General features: G+C 58.9%; 1 protein-coding gene. It reads right to left on the reverse strand.

Annotation, left to right across the window (positions count from 1 at the left end; all coding sequences use genetic code 11):
- The coding region (locus OGL89_RS16755; protein WP_263121310.1) for a hypothetical protein at positions 1-297 on the reverse strand (297 nt) is incomplete at both ends.

The raw sequence follows: 297 nt of genomic DNA on the forward strand, positions 1-297 counted from the left end.
GACCTTGTTGCTGGTGGCTTGGATGTTCGTTTCTTGGTCGGTGTATGAGGCGACGACTGCTTCGTACTCGTGCGTGCTGCCGGTGTTGTAGCGCTTGATCGCCGTGCAGGTGTAGTTGCTGCCGGAGGTTCCCCAGTTGTTGTAGCAGGTCTGGATGGTCTCGCCGGTGGTGAGGTCGTTGATGTAGACCTTGTAGGTCTGTTGGGTGTCGTAGACGTTCTGGTTCGCGGTTGCCACGATGGTGACGGACTCGCCGGCTTGGAACTCGGTGCGGTCGATCGCCAAGGACAGCGTCCA

Source organism: Cellulomonas sp. RIT-PI-Y, from assembly GCF_025642745.1.
Lineage (GTDB): Bacteria > Actinomycetota > Actinomycetes > Actinomycetales > Cellulomonadaceae > Cellulomonas.